18 protein-coding genes and 2 pseudogenes are annotated in these 18,013 nt (G+C 51.4%); 13 read left to right on the top strand and 7 right to left on the bottom strand.

Translation table 11 applies throughout. The features are described 5' to 3' along the window. Positions 1-119: 119 nt before the first annotated feature. Both K7397_RS08265 and K7397_RS08260 read right to left on the bottom strand, forming a co-directional pair. Positions 120-698, bottom strand: a pseudogene (locus K7397_RS08265) (IS110 family RNA-guided transposase); the annotation flags it as partial. Further along, on the bottom strand, positions 683-814 hold the full coding sequence (locus K7397_RS08260; protein WP_337926698.1) for a group II intron maturase-specific domain-containing protein: 132 nt from the start codon (positions 812-814) through the stop codon (positions 683-685). The gene K7397_RS08260 and the pseudogene K7397_RS08265, both read right to left, overlap by 16 nt. Positions 815-873: 59 nt before the next feature. Between K7397_RS08260 and K7397_RS22185 the strand changes: the two genes are divergently transcribed. Further along, entirely contained in the window at positions 874-1,017 is a 144-nt protein-coding gene (locus K7397_RS22185) for an IS3 family transposase (protein ID WP_223067464.1), read from the top strand. A gap of 11 nt (positions 1,018-1,028) precedes the next feature. Here the strand turns inward: K7397_RS22185 and K7397_RS08250 are convergent, their stop codons facing one another. After that, complete coding sequence (locus tag K7397_RS08250) at positions 1,029-1,679, bottom strand: DMT family transporter (RefSeq protein ID WP_237690768.1); 651 nt, start codon at positions 1,677-1,679, stop codon at positions 1,029-1,031. A gap of 88 nt (positions 1,680-1,767) precedes the next feature. Here K7397_RS08250 and K7397_RS21410 point away from each other — a divergent pair. The 5 genes and pseudogenes from K7397_RS21410 to K7397_RS08230 all read left to right on the top strand — a co-directional run. Continuing rightward, a pseudogene (locus K7397_RS21410) lies at positions 1,768-1,932 on the top strand (EamA/RhaT family transporter); the annotation flags it as partial. Positions 1,933-2,785: 853 nt separating this feature from the next. Then, the gene (locus tag K7397_RS08245) at positions 2,786-3,808 is read left to right on the top strand and encodes a 2-oxoacid:acceptor oxidoreductase family protein (RefSeq protein ID WP_223067463.1); all 1,023 of its coding nucleotides are present in this window, start codon (positions 2,786-2,788) and stop codon (positions 3,806-3,808) included. An 18-nt stretch (positions 3,809-3,826) separates the two neighbouring features. Beyond that, positions 3,827-6,133, top strand: a complete 2,307-nt coding sequence (locus K7397_RS08240; protein ID WP_223067462.1) for a thiamine pyrophosphate-dependent enzyme — start codon at positions 3,827-3,829, stop codon at positions 6,131-6,133. A gap of 72 nt (positions 6,134-6,205) precedes the next feature. Continuing rightward, entirely contained in the window at positions 6,206-7,216 is a 1,011-nt protein-coding gene (locus K7397_RS08235) for an acrylyl-CoA reductase family protein (protein WP_223067461.1), read from the top strand. A gap of 92 nt (positions 7,217-7,308) precedes the next feature. After that, complete coding sequence (locus K7397_RS08230; RefSeq protein WP_223067460.1) at positions 7,309-7,803, top strand: hypothetical protein; 495 nt, start codon at positions 7,309-7,311, stop codon at positions 7,801-7,803. A gap of 124 nt (positions 7,804-7,927) precedes the next feature. Here K7397_RS08230 and K7397_RS08225 read toward each other — a convergent pair whose 3' ends face one another. Continuing rightward, positions 7,928-8,437 carry a MogA/MoaB family molybdenum cofactor biosynthesis protein gene (locus tag K7397_RS08225; RefSeq protein ID WP_223067480.1) on the bottom strand — a complete coding sequence of 170 codons (510 nt, stop codon included), beginning with the start codon at positions 8,435-8,437 and terminating at the stop codon, positions 7,928-7,930. 159 nt (positions 8,438-8,596) lie between these two features. Here K7397_RS08225 and K7397_RS08220 point away from each other — a divergent pair, with 159 nt between their 5' ends. The 4 genes from K7397_RS08220 (at position 8,597) to K7397_RS08210 (ending at position 10,726) form a co-directional block, all read left to right on the top strand. Continuing rightward, positions 8,597-9,700: a CobW family GTP-binding protein gene (locus K7397_RS08220; RefSeq protein WP_237690767.1), complete on the top strand. Its 1,104-nt coding sequence runs from the start codon at positions 8,597-8,599 to the stop codon at positions 9,698-9,700. A gap of 143 nt (positions 9,701-9,843) precedes the next feature. Continuing rightward, positions 9,844-10,176, top strand: coding sequence for a four-helix bundle copper-binding protein (locus K7397_RS08215; RefSeq protein ID WP_223067459.1), 333 nt, complete (start codon positions 9,844-9,846; stop codon positions 10,174-10,176). A 27-nt stretch (positions 10,177-10,203) separates the two neighbouring features. After that, complete coding sequence (locus K7397_RS21825; RefSeq protein ID WP_273545587.1) at positions 10,204-10,338, top strand: hypothetical protein; 135 nt, start codon at positions 10,204-10,206, stop codon at positions 10,336-10,338. 10 nt (positions 10,339-10,348) lie between these two features. Beyond that, positions 10,349-10,726 carry a hypothetical protein gene (locus tag K7397_RS08210; protein ID WP_223067458.1) on the top strand — a complete coding sequence of 126 codons (378 nt, stop codon included), beginning with the start codon at positions 10,349-10,351 and terminating at the stop codon, positions 10,724-10,726. A gap of 82 nt (positions 10,727-10,808) precedes the next feature. Here K7397_RS08210 and K7397_RS08205 read toward each other — a convergent pair whose 3' ends face one another. After that, on the bottom strand, positions 10,809-12,863 hold the full coding sequence (locus tag K7397_RS08205; protein ID WP_223067457.1) for an ABC transporter ATP-binding protein: 2,055 nt from the start codon (positions 12,861-12,863) through the stop codon (positions 10,809-10,811). Positions 12,864-12,886: 23 nt separating this feature from the next. Next, entirely contained in the window at positions 12,887-14,632 is a 1,746-nt protein-coding gene (locus tag K7397_RS08200; RefSeq protein WP_223067456.1) for an ABC transporter ATP-binding protein, read from the bottom strand. 153 nt (positions 14,633-14,785) lie between these two features. Here K7397_RS08200 and K7397_RS08195 point away from each other — a divergent pair, with 153 nt between their 5' ends. Then, positions 14,786-14,932, top strand: coding sequence for a hypothetical protein (locus tag K7397_RS08195; protein ID WP_223067455.1), 147 nt, complete (start codon positions 14,786-14,788; stop codon positions 14,930-14,932). 234 nt (positions 14,933-15,166) lie between these two features. After that, a complete protein-coding gene (locus K7397_RS08190) occupies positions 15,167-15,454 on the top strand; it encodes a HesB/YadR/YfhF family protein (protein ID WP_237690766.1) in 288 nt (95 codons plus the stop codon). Between the two features lie 105 nt (positions 15,455-15,559). Here the strand turns inward: K7397_RS08190 and K7397_RS08185 are convergent, their stop codons facing one another. Next, positions 15,560-16,066: an ADP-heptose synthase gene (locus tag K7397_RS08185; RefSeq protein WP_223067454.1), complete on the bottom strand. Its 507-nt coding sequence runs from the start codon at positions 16,064-16,066 to the stop codon at positions 15,560-15,562. A gap of 103 nt (positions 16,067-16,169) precedes the next feature. Here K7397_RS08185 and K7397_RS08180 point away from each other — a divergent pair, with 103 nt between their 5' ends. Continuing rightward, positions 16,170-17,969, top strand: a complete 1,800-nt coding sequence (locus K7397_RS08180; protein WP_223067453.1) for an ABC transporter ATP-binding protein — start codon at positions 16,170-16,172, stop codon at positions 17,967-17,969. The last annotated feature ends 44 nt before the right edge of the window (positions 17,970-18,013 follow it).

Genomic DNA, 18,013 nt, shown 5'->3' with positions numbered 1-18,013 from the left:
AGCTAATAGCTTGTCAAGATTTACAGTAAGGCTAAACTGATACTTGTTGTATATTGAAAATTGGACATGCCAAATAACCCTCCAAATATCCATTGGAAGGTTATACCAGTAGGGTTAAATCAATTGGTCTGAAACGATTTTTGAGTTTTTAAAATGGCATATAGCCAATGGACCAACTTATTCGCACATGCAACTAAGGCTACTTTATGAGGCTTTCCTTCGGATCTTTTTCGATCGTAGAAATCCTTAAGCTTAGTGTTACGTGAGCGAATCAAACCGCATTGAACTGCCAAAATCAATGCGTACCGTAGTTGCCTTGCTCCACGTTTAGTTATTCGATTCTGGGTTGCTGTGAAATTCCCAGAGGAAAAGATGCTTGGGTCAATTCCGGCAAAAGCTACGAGTTTCTTAGGATGACTAAATCGATCAATTTCCCCGATCTCGGACAAAATTGTTGCAGCAATTTTAGGACCGATCCCCGGAATTGATTAAATTAATTCATAATCATCCATTTCTTCAGCCAGGGCATCTATGTTCTGTTCCAACTCTGCAAGATGCTCCTGGTATTGAAGGATCAAGGTAATAAGGATTTTTAAATTAACTAGATGGCTCGAATACATCTACATCGTTTGCTTGAATGGATTTCGTCTGGCTGCTGCTACTAGCCTTTGAAGCCTTTCGTTTACCCAAGCTTCAGCCGCCGGCGAATCCATTTGTCCATTTCCTTGAAGAACGTTCCCCCTCGACCATATCCGAAGTAGTTCGCCCAGCCCCGCAAATACGGGTTTAGCGTTTTCTTGACCAGCGTCTCCACGTTCACTGTCTGGTTTCGGCGTGTAATCTTACAGCGTACTCAAGAAAGAGCTCGTTTACTTGGAGAAATTTAGAACACGCGAGCAAGCAAAGAAGCGCATTTTTGAATACATCACATGCTTCTATAATGGAAAAAGAATCCACTCATCCACTGGGCACTTCACGCCTAATGAGTACGAACGTATGTACCGCTCTGCTGCATAATATTCCCGGTTTTATGTGTCTACTCTATTGACAGAGGTACAAACTGACTCTCCAATGACGCCAACAGAAACCGTTGTCGCTCCGATGGACTTTAACAAAAGGTTAAAAAGAAAATGCCCAAAAATCGTTGGTATGACGGCAAGCAAAACGAAATATGTCCAATCAGCAGGACGATAATCGGTTAGAGAGAAATGGTTGACCAAAGAGTAAACGAGCATGGCGCTCCCACCAAGAAAAAACACGATCACACTATAGAAATTAGCCGGTATTTTATGACTCACCTTTTGTCCTGCAAGCATATAGACTGACATCGAAATGGTTCCCAATAATGACAGCCCATCTCCAATTAAAGCCTCTCTGGAAACGCCAATGTCACCCCATGCTATAATCATTGAACCCACAACCGCTGCAATCATGCAGAGTGTCGAGAGGATTGTAACCCGTTCTTTAAATAGAAAATAAGAGCCTATCATGACAAACAAAGGTTGCAAGGTCAGGATGACCATAGAACTGGCAACCGAGGTATACAATAAGGATTCCATCCAAAATAAAAAGTGTAATCCAAGAAACACTCCAGCTATAAAAACGATGCTCCATTCTTTTCGGCCCATTTGTAAGGATCGCAACGTCTTCCAAGGATCGATTCGTTTTGTTTGTATCAAGGGTAGAAGCGCTTCCTGGGCTACAACAAAGTAACCACTCTTCGGGCGTGAATAAATCAGATACTCCTTTTCGAGTTCATGATACACTCAGGGAGGTATAGCAGCAGTCGGGCAGTTGCAACTCCTCCAGCCATTCTTTGGTTTGTTGCTCTCGGCTCTCGTTCTGCATGAATCAGTCGGTTGGCCAATCTTTATTGTAAACATTGGTGTCGTATTGTGCGTGGCGTTTGCAAAACGTTTTGCATCCAAATAGTTCCCAAGATGGTTCGTATTAAGAATCAAAAGGGAAACGCAAATTGAACTATCCTGTCCGTTAGTTCAATAAAAAGGACGCTCCCACGCCTTCGCTTGGGCTATGTCCTCTTCATTATATTCCATTTCCAATTATTAATTAAAGAACGTATACGGGTAGCATGTAGTGCTTTAAAAAGGAGCCCTATCTTAATCTAAGCACTAAGAAAATACTTTGTTTTTACCGTACCCCTACGCAATTTGCTTATGAGGCATGCGGAGACCACGATGTATACGGAATATTACAAGGCTGTGCATGGATACGAATACCGTACCTGAAGAAATGGTTAGAGGAAAAAAGTAGAGGAGAACTCATAGTAGATCAGAAGAGGGGTGGAGAGAGTAGCGGCCGCCTTTGAAATCGTGTTATTACCACTAATTAAATTTAAGATAAGACGATTTCAACAGCAGTGGAACCCCATATCCATTCCCTCCCCCCACGTACAAACGTATCATTTAGCACAGCAAAGGACCGTCCGGAAAATTTCCGGACGGTTTTTCTCAGGTACGGTTTCCCGAAAAGTTGTAATCGGCACGGGCTTCGGAGTGTTTGCGTTACTCAGATAGGGTAGGCTCATTCGATTATTTCTCGGGAAAGCGCAGGAGCCGATAAGATTAGACCGGGTATGAACATATTCGACAAGCAGGGGCCGGCAGAAGGAACATTTCAGGATGCGTGTGACAAATATCATGCAGGAATGATGTAAGTCATATCAGGAATAGGCTGTCTATGCTAAATTGAAGCATTATCTATACATTTAAATCATGCCTTGTAAAGCATAGATGAATGAGGCTGTAATGAGGAGGCTGTTGACATGCAAAAGCTGCCGCAAGTGAACAAGCTGGGTTTCTTCGAAATCCGACTGGAATCCATCGGCGGATTGGGAGCGAACCTGGCCGGCAAAATGCTTGCCGAAGCGGGAGTAACCGGAGCTGGCTTCGGTGGGGTCAGCTTCAGCTCTTACGGATCGGAGAAGAAAGGTTCGCCGGTCAAGGCGCACATCCGGTTTTGCGATCCGCATGTCCCGATCCGTCATACTTCTCCGGTTGAATTCCCGCATGTTCTGGGGATATTTCAGGAGGGTCTGATCCGAAGCAAAACGGTTTTGAGCGGAGCTCTCGCCGGCAGTACGGTGCTGGTCAATTCCAAGCGTACTCCGCAGCAGCTGCAGGAGCAGCTGAAGCTGGCGGAAGGGACGATTGCGGTCATCGACGCCACCGGCATAGCGCTGGAGGAGAAAAACCGCGTCAACATGGCGATGCTTGGGGCGCTGTTCCGGCTTTGTCCTTTTCTGGATCCGGAACAAATGAAAGAAGTGATTCGCAAATCGCTCAGCGGCAAATATCCGCAAGCGATCAGTGCCGCTTTAAACACCTTCGAACGGGGATATGCGGAAGTCGGCAGTGATGTCATAACGGCGTCTGATCTTGCAGCGGCAGGCCGCGAAGCTGAAGCGATCCATTCGGATGCAGCCGTCCTGGGCTACGAAACCCAGCCTATCGGCGGCGTGATTACTAACCCGGGCAACAGCATCTTTAAGGATCTCAGTATCTCCCGCGGCGGCAAGCTGCCGCATTACCATGCCGACAGCTGCATTCATTGCGCACAGTGCGACAATGTCTGTCCGGATCTGTGTTTCGTCTGGGAAGAGCTGCCGGATAAGAAAGGGCGTCCGCAAATGTTCCTTAAGGGGATTGACTATCAATATTGTAAAGGATGCCTGAAATGCGTCCACGCTTGTCCTACGGATGCGCTAACGGGTGAGCTGGAAGAAGAGAATTATGCAAGTGAGAACAGAGTGCCCCACGTTTTTGACTTGGCGGGGGATTATGCATAAGAAAGGCGGGGATCAATCATGGCGATGAACACCATGCAGGAACTGGAAACAAGCCGGGTTCAGCAGCGTGAGGTTTATGAATCGGGCAACGAAATGGCGGCCTATGCCGCGCATCAGATTGATTATCATATTATGGGCTATTTTCCGATATCGCCATCCACGGAAGTGGCCCAATACCTGGATCTGATGAAGACGGCCGGCAAGCATCAGATCCAGCTGATTCCGTCGGATGGTGAACACAGCTCGGCCGGCATTTGTTTTGGGGCATCTACGGCAGGAGGGCGAGTCTTTAATGCCACGAGCGCCAACGGCTATATGTATATGCTGGAGCAAATGCCGGTGCAATCGGGCAGCCGTTTCCCGATGGTGATGAATTTGGTCTGCCGCACCGTTTCAGGGCCGCTCAATATTCACGGCGACCATTCGGACCTGTATTTTGCGCTGAACACCGGTTGGCCGATTTTGATGTGCCGGGATCCTCAGGCCGTTTATGATATGAACATCATGGCCATCAAGCTGGCCGAGGATCCGGAAGTCCGGCTTCCCGTGCTGGTGGCATCGGACGGTTATTTTACCTCCCACCAGAAGCGGAAGGTAAGTGTATTTGCCCATAAGGAGGATGTGCAGAAGTTTGTAGGTGAGAAGCCCCCGGCTGGATTTCCGCATACGCTTGACCGCAACAATCCCATCACGGTAGGCCCGTATATGAATGAGCCGGACTATATCAACAACTGCTATCAGCAGTCGGAAGCCATGTACAAGGCCGGAGACGTGTTTGACCGAATTGCTGCCGACTATGAAGGCCTTACAGGCCGGAAATACCAGAAGCTGGACTTATATCGGATGGAGGATGCGGAGGTTGCCGTCTTCCTGCTGGGCTCGGCTTCCGAGATTATTAAGGATGTTGTCGACGAGCTGCGCCGGCAGGGAGTTAAGGCCGGTTCAGTGTCGCTGAACCTGATCCGTCCGTTCCCGCAGCGGGAAATCGCGGAAGCGCTGAGTAAGGTGAAGGCCGTGACTGTGGGAGACCGTGCGGATGCCTACGGGGCCCACGGCGGCAATATGACCAATGAAATTAAAGCGGCGCTGTTCACTTACGGCAACCGTGACACTCAGGTCATCAGCCGGATTTACGGGCTTGGCGGCAAGGAATTTTATGCGGAAGACGGCCGGCATCTGTTCGAGCTGTCGCTGGAAGCGGCCGCCCAAGCTGAAGCTGTCGTTCCGTATGATTATTACGGCCACACCCCGGGCGATCCGGAGCAAGCGCCGAAGCGCGTTCTGAAGCCGCTGCGGTTTGAACAACTGAAGACCGGGCTGGTCACGGTGAAGCAGGATGAGGAAACCGGGCGGCTAAGCGTCCGGATTCCGCCGCTTCGCGCGCTGACCAAAAAGCCGAAGCGGCTGGCGCCTGGACACGGCGCGTGTCCGGGCTGCGGTATTTTTTCCGGGCTTGAGCTGTTCTTCAAAGGCATTGAAGGCGACATCGTGGCTCTGTTCCATACCGGCTGCGCGATGGTCGTCACGACAGGCTATCCTTATTCTTCGCATAAAGCGACGTATATTCATAATCTGTTCCAGAACGGGGCGGCAACGCTGTCAGGCGTTGTGGAAATGTTCTGGGAACGGAAGCGGCGGGGAGAGCTGGATGAGCTTGGACTGCCGGATGATTTTACGTTTGTGATGGTCACCGGCGACGGCGGGATGGACATCGGGATGGGGCCGGCGATCGGCGCCGCGCTCCGCAACCACAAAATGATCATTTTGGAATATGACAACGAGGGCTATATGAATACGGGAGCGCAGCTTTCATACTCTACACCGCTTGGCCACCGGACCTCCACGTCCAATATCGGCAAGCTTCAGCAGGGGAAATCGTTCCATCACAAGGACACCCCGCAGATTATGGCGGCTACGAATATTTCTTACGTGTTCACAGGCAGCGAAGCTTATCCGCAGGATCTGGTCAAAAAGGCGGCCAAAGCGCAGTGGTACGCACAGCATGCCGGGCTTGTATACGGGAAAATTTTAACCGCCTGCCCGCTCAACTGGATTTCGCCGGATGACGAAGGGACGAATATCGTGGACGCAGCCGTCAATTCCTGCTTCTTCCCGCTGTATGAAGTCGAGCAGGGGAAGACGACGATCACCTATAACCCGGATGAGAAAAACAAGCGGATTCCTCTGTCCGACTGGCTTAAAACGATGGGCAAAACCCGCCATCTGCTGAAGCCCGAGAACGAGGAAGCACTCTGCAGCTTTGAAGCTGAGGTTCAGCGCCGCTGGAGCATTTTGCAGGCCAAGCACGAGCATCCGCTTTTGTGATTCGTGGGTCAGGTGTTAAGATATATGGGTCAGAAGAGGACGGAGAACCAGGATACTAGGGGGTAAATGTTGATGATTTCAGATTTTCAAGCCTTTCGGCTGCATCAAGATGAGCAGGGATTCCGGGCAAATGTCGAGACGGTCTCGCCGGATGTGCTTCCTGCGGGCGGGGTGCTGCTCCGCGTATTGTATTCCGGGGTGAATTACAAGGACGGATTGGCCAGTCTTCCTGATGGGAAAATTGTAAACCAGTATCCGTTCACGCCGGGCATTGATCTGGCGGGTATTGTAGCCGAATCCGCAGACGAGCGCTTCAAGCCCGGTGACCGGGTGCTCTGCACCGGATACGGGCTTGGCGTGTCGCATCCCGGCGGATATGCCGAGTACGCCAGCGTGCCGGGCGACTGGCTCGTTCCGCTGCCGGCCGGGCTGACGCCGCTTGAGGCGATGGCGATCGGAACCGCCGGCTTCACCGCCGCTCTGTCCGTAGAGCGGCTCCTTGCAGGCGGCCTTACGCCTGAAAGCGGCCCGGTGCTCGTGGCCGGCGCAACGGGCGGCGTCGGCAGCATGGCCGTGGCGATCCTGGCCCGGCTCGGCTTCAAAGTGACGGCCGGCACGGGCAAGCCCGGCGAAGCCGAGCTGCTGCGCCGGCTGGGCGCCGCTGAAATCGCGAGCCGCGAAGAGCTCGCCGCCGGCGCCGGCAAGGGAGCGCTCGGCCAGCAGCTGTGGGCCGGCGTCGTTGATCCGGTCGGCGGGAGCTTCACCGCCGGACTGCTGAAAAACGTGAAATACGGCGGAAGCGCGGCCCTTTCCGGCATGACCGGAGGAGGAAAGCTTGAAACAAGCGTATTTCCGTTTATTTTGCGCGGCGTGAATCTGTTCGGGATTGATTCCGTTTATTGCCCGATGCCGCTGCGCCGGCAGCTATGGGAGAAGCTGGCCGGAGCCTGGAAGCCGGAGGCGGCACTTTCCGAAGCGATAACCATTCATCCCCTTGCCGAGCTTCCAGAAGCTTTGAAGATTGTCCTTGCCGGAAAGGCGGTAGGGCGTCAGGTGATCAAGCTTGCCCAGGATTTTGAATAACCGTGTATATAACCATCCATAAAATGACAAACTGACTTTACAGGCCCCGTTCCGGCTGGAACGGGGAGTTATTTTGAGAGGAAGGGTTTGTCATGAGCAAGCATCTGCCGCTAAAATGGCTGACGGCAACGGTTCTCATGCTGACTGCAGCGGGATGCGGTTATGCAGATTCCTCTTCCGCAACAACGCTTGAGGGAGCAGAAGCGAAGTTGAATGAAGGAATCTTTACCGCCAGCGAATTTTACGGAGGGACTTCAAGTGCGGAAATGCTTAAAGAACTTCGCATGGATTGCGCCGAACAAGATATCCGCTTGACGCATGAGATCAATACGGAAGATCTGGACGGAAACTTAAGCACCAGCTACTACATCAATGGCGATTCTCACCATTATGTGATTGTATACCGGTACAACAGGGAGAGTACGCGAATAGCCAAAATCCGGGGCTTGTACGGGACGGACAAAGACAGCCGTTCCCCCCTCATTCGTACGGCTGGAAGAACGGCTCTGGTTTATGTCTCCAGCGGCAGCGAAAAAGGAAAATACAGTGACAAGCTGGAAAACATATTTGATCAAGTGCTGAAATAGCGGTCCAGCGGTCCGGTAAAAGTAAACAAATCAAGCGAACGAAAAAGCGCCCGGGAACTGATTTTCCTAAAAGGCGCTTTTTGTTTTGGTTGGGAAGGCCGCGGGAACGGCCGCTGCGGAATCATCACTTGTAAATTTCGCGCATCACATGTCTGAGCTCCGGAAGAATGATGCGTTCCATGGCGAGCTTGACCGCACCGGTGGAGCCGGGCATGGAGAAGACGGCCGTTCTACCGATCACCCCGGCAACGGCTCTGCTGAGTATAGCTGCGGAACCGATATCTTCCGTAAAGCTCAAAAAGCGAAAAATTTCGCCAAAGCCGGGAAGCTCCTTGCTGAGCAAGCTAATGACGGCTTCATAGGTAGTGTCGCGCTGGGCAATTCCGGTGCCCCCGTTCAGGAGAACGGCTTCAATCCGGCTGTTCTCGGCCGATTCATGCAGCAAGTTGCGAAGCTCGTCATATTCGTCTTTTACGATACGGTAATCAATGACTTCATATCCGTGCGCTTTCAGCAGGCTTTCCATGAGCTTTCCACTTGTGTCATTATCGGCAGTCCGGGTATCCGAAACGGTAATGATCTGACAGGCTACGGACTTGGGAGCCTCGCTTTTGTGCTGATCTACGGATCTCATTGTTCTCATCCCCACTTCTTTCTTTTTGACAAAAGAATCATCTGAAAACCATTTTACCATACCGCAAAGGGATTGCCATTTGTTGCACATCATCCATCGTTATAGTACACTCGCTGTCATAATGGTGTTTTTGCTTTTTTTGAAAAGGGGGAACGATTCTTGCTTAATGCTGAGGAAAAGGCGATACCGGTCTACATATTGTCCGGATTTTTAGGCAGCGGGAAAACGACGCTATTAGGCCGAATGCTGAATTACTGGAAAAATAGAGGCGCGCGCCCTGCTGTCATTATGAATGAGCTTGGAGAGATCAATCTGGAAGGGCTGCTGATCCGGCAGGAAGTGCCGATGGCTGAAATGCTGGGCGGGTGCATTTGCTGCTCAATTCGGGGCGATCTGAGCACTCAGCTTGCCAACCTGATCACGAACGAGCACCCTGATGTTATCGTAATTGAAGCTACCGGGGCCGCCAATCCGTTGGAAATTTTGGATTCGGTGACCGAAGCGGCATTATATATGAAACTGGATATCAAACCTGTGATCACGGTTGTGGACTCCCCGTACCTGCTCGAACTGCTTAAGTCCCAGCAGGGGAAGACATTCCGGCTTATGCAGGAGCAAATCCGCTGCGCTTCGATCCTGATTATGAACAAGGTTGACCGCCTGGAAGGCGGAAAGGTTGAAGAACTGGTGCAGCTTCTCGAAAGATCCAATCCCTATGCCTTAAAGATTCCTGCCGTAAAATGTGATGTGAGCCTGGAAGTCATCCTATCTGCGGAAGGCGCAGACGCAGTGCCTGGTCCGGCTGGGGAAGACCAGCAGGGGCATCATGGCCGCGACGGGCAGAATCACGAGCATGAGCATGATCACGAACACGAGCATGGTCATTGCCACGGCCATAACCACGACCATGATCACGGCCCTCATTGCAGCTGCAACCACGAGCATTCCGGGCATATGCATGATTCGCATGAGCATGTGATGGCCTACACCCATTACTTGCAGGCCCCTGTTGACAGCGTCCAATTTGAACAATTGATTGCGGAGCTGCCGCGCGATGTCTACAGGGCCAAAGGGATACTTACCTTTTCCGATACCCGCAGCCGCTATCTGTTTCAATATGCTTTTAGGCAGCCTGATTTTATGAAAATAACGCCGCAGGGCGAAGTGCCGGACGTCGTTGTATTCATCGGCGAGCATTTTGACAAGCAGGCGCTTAAAGAGAAACTGCGCGTTTTGGAGACGCGCAGAAGCGGGGCGCTATAAGTTATAAGCTCAACTGGCCTGTACCGTTTGTAAAGGCTGTACTTTCATTTTGATTCAACGGGCCAAATGCATGGTAATTACATAATGCTGGATACCAGCGGTTCAATCACTACTGATATCGAGGCTTGTAGGAGGTAAACACCATGAATCAGAATCCATATCGGGAATGTATAGAAACTTGTCTGGAATGTATGAATGCCTGCAACTATTGTTATATATCCAGCCTGAAAGAATACGATTTGGCCATGCTAAGGGAATGCATTCGGTATGATCGCGAATGTGCGCAAATCTGCATGTTCACCGCTGAAGCGTTGTCGCGAGATACCCGGCTGGCCAGGGAAATTTGCGAGCTTTGCGCCAAAGCATGCGATAGGTGCGCCGAGGAATGCGTAAAGCATGAGCATAATCATTGCAAGCAATGCGCCGAAGCATGCCGCCATTGCGCCGAAGTATGCAGGCACATGTCTGCCGCATAAATATTTAAGAGAGATGGAGAGTGCGTAATGGTTCGTATTGACGATTTGTGGGACTATGATCATCCGGGTGAAACCGAACGAAAAATCGTAAAGCTGCTTGAAGAATACGAGCCTGCCGGAGATACGGGATACATAGCGGAATTATTGACACTACGCCGTTGATGCAGCGCATATGCTGGGGATTGCTGAATCCAAGCCGGACAAGCGGATGGAATGGAATCTGAAAGCACTTGCTTATGCCGAGGAAAAGCCTAAAGCCAAGCGGTGGTTGGGATCGCTATTTAATAACATCGGTTGGGCACAGGTTGAAGCCGGAAATCTGGAGGAGGCATTCGCGATTCAGCAGAAACTGCTGGCCGAAACGAAAGCAGACGGGGAGCCGAGCGGATATGTGTATGAGGAGCTGGCCGAATGCTTGCTGCAGCTGGACAGAAACGAGGAGGCGCGGCATTTTTTCTCCCGCTGTTATGATCGTTTTACGGAGGATACTTGGCTTATGTCCAACGAGCCGGAGCGAATGGCACGAATTAAGGATTTGGCGGGAAGGTAAGCGGATGAAGTGAAAGCAAAGAGCCGCCTCACCGGATCAATCCGGGAGGGCGGCTTTTTGTGTAAGAAGATCAAGATAGATTCTAAATGCCAGAGGCTTGCACCGGAGCGGCTGAAGACGGCGATTCGGCGGCTCCGCCCTGCAGACGGTACATTTGATAGTACCTTCCTCCCAAAGCCAACAGTTCATCGTGCGTACCGCGTTCTACGATTTCGCCGCGGTGCAGAACGAGAATCTGGTCGGCGCTGCGGATGGTAGAAAGGCGGTGCGCAATGATAAAAGTCGTGCGTCCTTTCTTCAGCACCTCGAGGGCGGATTGGATCAGCGCCTCGGTTTCCGTATCAATGTTCGCCGTTGCTTCGTCAAGAATCAGAATCGCCGGGTCAAAAGCCAGAGCTCGGGCGAATGAGATCAGCTGGCGTTCTCCGGCCGAAAGCGTGCTGCCCTTTTCGACGACGGGCTCGTCGAGACCGCCGGGCAAATGGGCGAGAATGCGGTCGGCGCCAACGTCTTTGAGCGCCTGTTCCACCTTCTCGCGGGAAATCCGTTCGTCGCCAAGACTGACATTGCTGGCGATCGTACCGGTGAACAGATACGGGTCCTGCAGCACGATGCCCATATGCTGGCGAATCCACTGTTTCGGCAAGTCCTTTACTTGCTGGCCATCAATGCTGATGGTGCCCTTTTGCGGGTCGTAGAAACGGAACAGCAGGTTGATGATCGAGCTTTTTCCGGAGCCGGTGTGACCGACAAGGGCCACGGTCTCGCCCTGCTTGGCTGAGAAGCTGATGTTTTTCAGCACATAATCTTTTTTGTACGCAAAGGATACGTCCTTGAACTCGACATTCCCTTTATAGCGGGGCATAGAGCCGTCAGTAACGGGTTCTCCCGGTTCATCCATCAGGTGGAATACGCGGCCGGCCGATACCATGGACGAATCCAGGGCAGCGAGCTGGTTGACCATGCCTGTCAGCGGCTGGAACAAACGGCTCAGCACGTCGACGAAGGCATAGAGCACACCGAGCGAGATAATGCCTGTTCCCGACAGATAGCTTCCTCCGAAGTACCACAGCACAATGGCAAAAGACAGGCTCCGCAGCACATTGACCAGATTGTGCGAGGTGAGCGCGTTCAGATTGAGCATTTTGTTCTGGTGCTTCATGTAGTCGTCGTTCAAGGCTTCAAATTCCGCGCTGGTCTGCTCCTGGCGGCGGAAGATCCGGATGATGGACATCCCCTGGATCGATTCATTGATCATCGCGTTGATCTCGCTCAGCCGGGACCGGATGACGGTATTGTATTTTGTTGCAAACTTCCGGTACAGCACCACCCACAAGAAAATGACCGGTATGATGAACAAACAGATCAGTCCTAGCCGGAAGTCAAGCAGGAAGAGGGCGACGAAGACGCCCAGCATATTGATGATCCCCGAGAAAAAATTGGAAAGTACTGCGATAAACAGGTCTTTTACCGCTTCCGTGTCATTGGTTACCCGGGAGACGACCTTGCCTGCCGGCAAATTGTCGAAGAAATTGACCGGTAGTCTCTGGATATGCGCATAGACATCGATGCGCAGCTTTTGGATAACTTTGTTGGCGGAGGACTGCAGCCAGTACGTCTTGCCGAATTCCATGACGATCGCTATGACCAGGAAGGCGAAGTACATCAAGATCAGCTTGGAAAGACCGGGAATTTCCGGTTTGTAAAAGGCGAATAGTTCTCCTGCCGACAGCTTCTCGGCAGGATATTGCATCGTTTGGCTGCCGCGTGTAATGGTAAGAATACCGTTCTCTATGCTGCGGGCGCCGGACGTATCCTGGACTGCAGCATTGACGAAATAAAACGGGCGGCCCACCTGAATAACGCGGACTTCGCTGCCCTTGGCTTCACCGGGAGCAAACCGGTCCTCCCGCTTGTAATAATGGCCGTTATAGCTGACGGCGTCTTTGGATGCCCGCGTGGTTTCAAAGAAAGGCCTTTCGATGGCGAGCATATGATTGTCGATCATGCTGCGCGCAATGAACGGGCCGGCCAAATCGGCGGCAACGCCGATCGCCAGCATGACTAGCGCCAAAATGAATGTGCTTTTGGCGGTTAAAGCATATTTGAACAGCGCTTTGCCTGTTTGGGTTTTCATGATTGGTACACCTCTTTATCTCTTTAGTCCGTCAGGTTGGATTCGACCTGCTGGCGTTCGTACTGCTCGCGGTACCAGCCCCCCTGCGCCAGCAGACTTTCGTGCGTTCCCTCTTCGATAATCCGCCCTTTCTCCAGCACGACGATATGATCGGCGTGCTGGATGGCGGAAAGGCGGTGCGTTGCGATGAGAGTCGTTTTGCCGGAGCGCTTGCTTCGGATATTCTCGATAATGCGCGCTTCGGTTCTTGCGTCGACGGCTGACAGCGCGTCGTCCAAGATCAAAATTTCCGGATCCGCGATAAAGGCTCTTGCCAGCGATACGCGCTGTTTTTGTCCGCCGGACAAGGCGACGCCTTTTTCGCCGACCAGCGTATCCAGCCCGTCAGACAGCGTGTGCAAGTCGTTCTCGAAGGCGGCTGTGCGGATGGCTTCCATAATGAGCGTATCATCTGCATTAGGACGTCCATACTGGATATTTTGCCGGACGGTTTTGGAGAACAGAATTTGTTCCTGCGGCACATAGCCCATCCAGGAGTGAAGCTCGTTCTTGGCGATCTCCCCGGCTGGAACGCCGGAGATGAGCAGCTCTCCTGTGCCGAATGGATATTCATGAAGCAGCTGCTTCAGCAGCGTGGACTTGCCAGCCCCGGTTCTTCCGACAACCCCCAGGGTTTCGCCGCGCGCCAGTCTCAAGCGGATATGCTCCAGATTGTTCATATTGGAGGTCGGATAGCGGAAGGTAACATCCTTGAATTCAATGCTGTCCGGCAAGCCGACTTTCACCGGCATGGCCGAATCCTGCACATCCGGCTCAACATTCAGCGTCTCGTTGACACGATCCAGAGAAGCGCCGCCACGCTGCATAATATTGATCAGTTCGCCGATGGCGAACATCGGCCAGATCATCATCCCGAGGTACATATTGAACGATACGAGACTTCCCAGGGTGAGCTCATTGTGAAACACCAGATACATGCCGTAAGTTAGGCTGATGACATAACTAAGCCCAACGCAAAGCCGGATGGTCGGCTCGAAGAAGGCATCCACTTTGGCTACGGCCAAATTTTTCTTGTACACATCGTTAGTAATTTGCTCGAACCGGCGCTCATCGTTCCGTTCCTGCACATAAGCGCGAATGACTCTGATTCCGGCTACCGATTCAAGCACCTGATCGTTCATGTCCCCGAACGCATCCTGGGCTACCGTATACCGCTCATGAATAATTTTGCCGTAAACTTTCATTGCCAGCGCGATGAACGGAAGCGGTATGATCGCGGCGAGGGTAAGCTTCCAGCTGATCAGCGAGGCCATCGCCACAAAAATCACCGCTAAAAAGACGGTAGAGTCGGTCAAGGTCAGCATGCCGAAGCCGACGGTCATCGCCACAGACCGCAAATCGTTTGTGGCCCGGGCCATCAGGTCCCCTGTACGGCTCCGTTCGAAGAAGGGAGGAGTCATGCGCAGGAGATGGTTCATAAAACGCGTACGCAGCAGACGCTCCACCAGATTGGAGCCTCCAAACAATTTGTGCATCCATACGTAGGTGATCAGATAGATCAGCACGAGCAGACCCGTGATGGACAGAATGTACATGGACAGCGAGCTCCACGTGATGGAACCAACCACAATTTCATCAATCGCGCTGCCAAGCAGCCTGGGTGGGGCCAATTCAAGGAAGCCCGCAGCGATCAGAACAATCAATCCGATCGCGTATCGCTGCTTCTCCCTTCTGAAGAACCAGCCTAAATTTTTGAGAACCGAGAACATATTTCGTTCCCTCCTTTGTGTCTTTTTCCGTTTCATGGAATTTTTGTGCATTACGTCATGGCAGAAGAAGCAGGTTAACGGCAAAAAGGACATATCGCCCGAAAACGATATGCCCTTAGGTATCATCAAAGGAATATGCCGGATAACGATTCAATGAAGCAATCCGCATCCGCGTATGAAACCGCCGATCTTCTGCCCGTTCCCGGGGAAATCAGCGGACAGTTTCTGTGCTTGCTGAAGGGATTGCTTCGATATTCGATTGGGCTGAACTTGCCGGATCGTATGCATAACCGGTCATAAACTTAAACATTGCGAACATCGTGCGCACCCTTTCTCATTGGGAATTTTTGAAAATATTTCGTAACACAGAGAATTCTATCACCGTTTTTTCCAGATTGTCAAACGCAAATTTGATTATAATTAAAATTGCCTGTTTGTCATTTCGCATTCACTTCGGCTAAAATAGGATACATGAAACTAGGAACTGCCTGCAGTTCTGATTCGTTAAGCCTCGAAAAGAAGGAGTTGAACATCATGATTCATGTTGCCGAAGATGCGGCTGAATGGTATAAGAAAGAATTGAATCTTGCGGAAGGCGAGGCGGTCCGCTTCTATGCGCGTTACAGCGCGGGCGGACATATTCACCCCGGATTTTCGCTTGGCATAGACGTTCAGGAGCCGAAAACGCCCGGAGTTTCAACAGTCGTAAAAGGAATTACCTTCTACATGGAAGAACAGGACTTATGGTATCTTGAAGGATATGATCTGAAAGTCGTGTATGACCAAGAAACCGACGATATTCGTTATGAATACGTTCAGTAGGCGAACAAGAACTCTTGAACGGTTAAGCATTGGATAAAGGAAAAAGCCCGCAGGGAGGCGGGCTTTTGTCTTGAACGAAAGTGCGCTAGGGCAAAGGATCGGAAGCTAGCTGAATACATTGTATTCCATAGCAAAATCGAAGTCCTGGATATCAAACACCTGAACGGGAACCTCGGCTTCAATGATGCGCCGAATCAGCTCGAACTGGTCGGTGAGAATCGGGGCATTCTCTTTCTGGGCGGTCAGTACGATTTCCGTTTCAATCGGGTCCAGGTATTCTCCGTACTGCTCATTGTCGACCGCATTGACGACCGTCCACGTAATATGATCGTCCAGCAGGATGGAGGCGGTTTTTCCCCAGGGCATGATCAGGGTTTTCCCAAGCCGTTTTCGGTTCAGCGGCTCCTCCATATAAGCGATAAGTTCGTTAATCTTATTCTTGACGTGATGGTCGTCATCCGGATCGTTCATCAAAGGTTCAGAACTGCTTCTGAATTCATAGAGCTCCATAATCGTGTTGTAAGGCACAATATATTCTACAGGGCCGGAAGGCGCCAAAAGTTCACCGTATATCGCGACCATTACAGCTTCAATGACAAATCGGCGTGTCATGGTTACCCTCCTAAAGCGATTGCAATTTTAACCGGATCTTTCCCGAAGACGAAAAACTGGAACATTATTAAGGAGTATAACATACAAGGGATGTGCGCCTCAATTGAAACCATTTAAAGCTTATCTTGTCTTTGTCAAACCTTACTGGAAATGGATTGGAGTTACGCTGGCGATCGGACTGCTTAAATTCGGCATTCCGTCTTTGCTGCCGCTCCTCCTCAAATACGTGGTCGACGATCTGCTGATGAACGGCCAGCTCACCGTATCCGAGAAGATTCAGGGGCTTAGCCTCGCGCTGGGAGCGGCGATGTTGCTGTTTGTAATTATTAGAGGACCGGTTGAATATTTCCGGCAGTTTTTTGCCCAGTTTATTACCGCAAAAATATTATTCGATCTCCGCAGCAAGCTTTATGATCACCTGCAGCGGCTGTCGCTTCGCTATTACCAGAACACGAAGGTCGGAGAAATTATCTCCCGTTTCATCAACGATTCCGAACAGACGAAGAACATCGTGGAAGTCGGGCTGATGAACGTTTGGCTTGATCTGTTCACACTTGTCTTTGTGCTCGGATTTATGTTTTATCTGGACCCGGTTCTAACGCTTGTTTCGATCTCGATCATGCCGCTATACGCGCTCTCGGTCAATCTGCTATACAAGCGGTTGAAGAAGCTGACCAAGGATCGTTCGGCAGCGCTGGCCGGCATTCAGGCCTATTTGCATGAACGGATGCAGGGCATCTCGATTATCCGCAGCTTTGCGCTTGAGCGGCACGAAGAAGAACGTTTCAAGGAGATCAACGGTAAGTACCTGAACAGGGCGCTGGCCCAAAGCCGGTGGAATGCCTGGACTTTTGCCATTATTAACACGCTTACGGATATCGCCCCGCTGCTTGTCATCGGATACGGGGGCTATCATGTCATTCAAGGAAATTTGACACTGGGCACTTTTGTCGCCTTTTTCGGTTATTTGGACCGGCTCTATGCGCCGCTCAAGCGGCTGATCAACTCTTCCACGATTTTGACCCAGGCGTCGGCCTCCTGGGAGCGGGTGCTTGAGCTGCTGCAGCAGCCGTACGATATGAAGGACGCTCCTGAAGCTGCCGAGCTTAAAGGTGGACCTACCGCCATTTCTTTTGAGGAAGTTTGGTTCAGATATCAGGAAAATCGGGATTGGGTGCTTAAAAATATATCCATGGAGATTGAATCGGGACAGACGGTTGCTTTCGTCGGCATGAGCGGCGGCGGCAAGTCTTCTCTGGTCGGCTTGATCCCCAGGTTTTACGATATTCAGAAGGGCAAGGTTTCCGTTGGAGGGACCGATGTGCGAAAGCTGACGATGCACAGCCTTCGCAGCGGCATCGGCATGGTGTTGCAGGAGAATTTCCTGTTCAGCGGCAGCGTGCGCGACAATATTTTGTTTGGAAGGCCGGGAGCAAGCGATGAAGAGGTGATCGCGGCGGCGAAGGAAGCTAACGCGCACGATTTCATCATGCAGCTCGCAAACGGATATGATACCGAAGTTGGGGAGCGGGGCGTGAAGCTCTCGGGCGGACAGAAGCAGCGTATCGCTATCGCCCGCGTGTTTCTGAAAAATCCGCCGGTGCTCATTTTGGATGAGGCGACGTCTGCGCTGGATCTGGAGTCGGAAAGCTTGATCCAGCAGTCGTTGCAAAGGCTGTCGCAGAGCCGTACCACGCTTATAGTGGCCCACCGGTTATCGACGATTACGCATGCCGACCGGATCTACGTCATGGATCATGGGATCATTGCGGAAGCGGGCACCCATGAGGAGCTGATGGAGCGGCAGGGGATTTATGCGCGGCTGTATAACATCCAAAACCTCAGTCCCGCCAAAGAAGAAGATCACGAGGCGGAACTGTCTCTGACAGAAGTGGCAGACTAAAAGCCGCTGTACATCCTATGAGGGTATGACAGCAGCTTACAGTA

Origin of the sequence: Paenibacillus caui (assembly GCF_019904135.1) — a bacterium.
GTDB classification, from domain to species: domain Bacteria; phylum Bacillota; class Bacilli; order Paenibacillales; family Paenibacillaceae; genus Fontibacillus; species Fontibacillus caui.
Note: the sequence above shows the minus strand (reverse complement) of the source record. Positions and strands in the feature narration are given on the sequence as shown.

Bases quoted from the DNA above. Each gene is read 5' to 3' on its own strand.
- K7397_RS08195 (WP_223067455.1), top strand. From the start codon at position 14,786: ATGAAGCAATCCGCATCCGCGTATGAAACCGCCGATCTTCTGCCCGTT.
- K7397_RS08245 (WP_223067463.1), top strand. From the start codon at position 2,786: ATGCAAAAGCTGCCGCAAGTGAACAAGCTGGGTTTCTTCGAAATCCGA.
- K7397_RS08230 (WP_223067460.1), top strand. From the start codon at position 7,309: ATGAGCAAGCATCTGCCGCTAAAATGGCTGACGGCAACGGTTCTCATG.
- K7397_RS08185 (WP_223067454.1), bottom strand. From the start codon at position 16,066: ATGACACGCCGATTTGTCATTGAAGCTGTAATGGTCGCGATATACGGT.
- K7397_RS08190 (WP_237690766.1), top strand. From the start codon at position 15,167: ATGATTCATGTTGCCGAAGATGCGGCTGAATGGTATAAGAAAGAATTG.
- K7397_RS08205 (WP_223067457.1), bottom strand. From the start codon at position 12,863: ATGAAAACCCAAACAGGCAAAGCGCTGTTCAAATATGCTTTAACCGCC.
- K7397_RS08215 (WP_223067459.1), top strand. From the start codon at position 9,844: ATGAATCAGAATCCATATCGGGAATGTATAGAAACTTGTCTGGAATGT.
- K7397_RS08235 (WP_223067461.1), top strand. From the start codon at position 6,206: ATGATTTCAGATTTTCAAGCCTTTCGGCTGCATCAAGATGAGCAGGGA.
- K7397_RS08210 (WP_223067458.1), top strand. From the start codon at position 10,349: ATGCTGGGGATTGCTGAATCCAAGCCGGACAAGCGGATGGAATGGAAT.
- K7397_RS08200 (WP_223067456.1), bottom strand. From the start codon at position 14,632: ATGTTCTCGGTTCTCAAAAATTTAGGCTGGTTCTTCAGAAGGGAGAAG.
- K7397_RS08240 (WP_223067462.1), top strand. From the start codon at position 3,827: ATGGCGATGAACACCATGCAGGAACTGGAAACAAGCCGGGTTCAGCAG.
- K7397_RS21825 (WP_273545587.1), top strand. From the start codon at position 10,204: ATGGTTCGTATTGACGATTTGTGGGACTATGATCATCCGGGTGAAACC.
- K7397_RS08225 (WP_223067480.1), bottom strand. From the start codon at position 8,437: ATGAGATCCGTAGATCAGCACAAAAGCGAGGCTCCCAAGTCCGTAGCC.